Origin of the sequence: Vibrio hepatarius (assembly GCF_001274785.1) — a bacterium.
GTDB lineage: Bacteria > Pseudomonadota > Gammaproteobacteria > Enterobacterales > Vibrionaceae > Vibrio > Vibrio hepatarius.
Genome location: NZ_LHPI01000041.1, coordinates 1 through 252, shown reverse-complemented (window position 1 = coordinate 252; position 252 = coordinate 1). Strand labels below are relative to the sequence as shown.

The following is a 252-nucleotide window of genomic DNA, read 5'->3' as shown; positions in this document are numbered from 1 at the left end:
CTAGATTCATTAAAGAACCATGTTTAAAAGCACTATTACTAATGCGCTTAAAGATGGTGGGCGATACCGGGCTCGAACCAGTGACCCCCTGCTTGTAAGGCAGGTGCTCTCCCAACTGAGCTAATCGCCCATCGAATCAAGAATGGTGGAGCTAAGCAGGATCGAACTGCTGACCTCCTGCGTGCAAGGCAGGCGCTCTCCCAGCTGAGCTATAGCCCCATATCTTGAGATAATGGTGGGTCGTGCAGGATT

The 252-nt window shown here is 50.8% G+C and carries 2 tRNA genes; both read right to left on the bottom strand.

Going from position 1 to position 252, the window contains the following annotated elements:
- Window positions 1-54: 54 nt before the first annotated feature.
- Window positions 55-130, bottom strand: a tRNA-Val gene (locus tag AKJ31_RS21730).
- Between the two features lie 13 nt (window positions 131-143).
- Window positions 144-219, bottom strand: a tRNA-Ala gene (locus AKJ31_RS21725).
- Window positions 220-252: the final 33 nt, after the last annotated feature.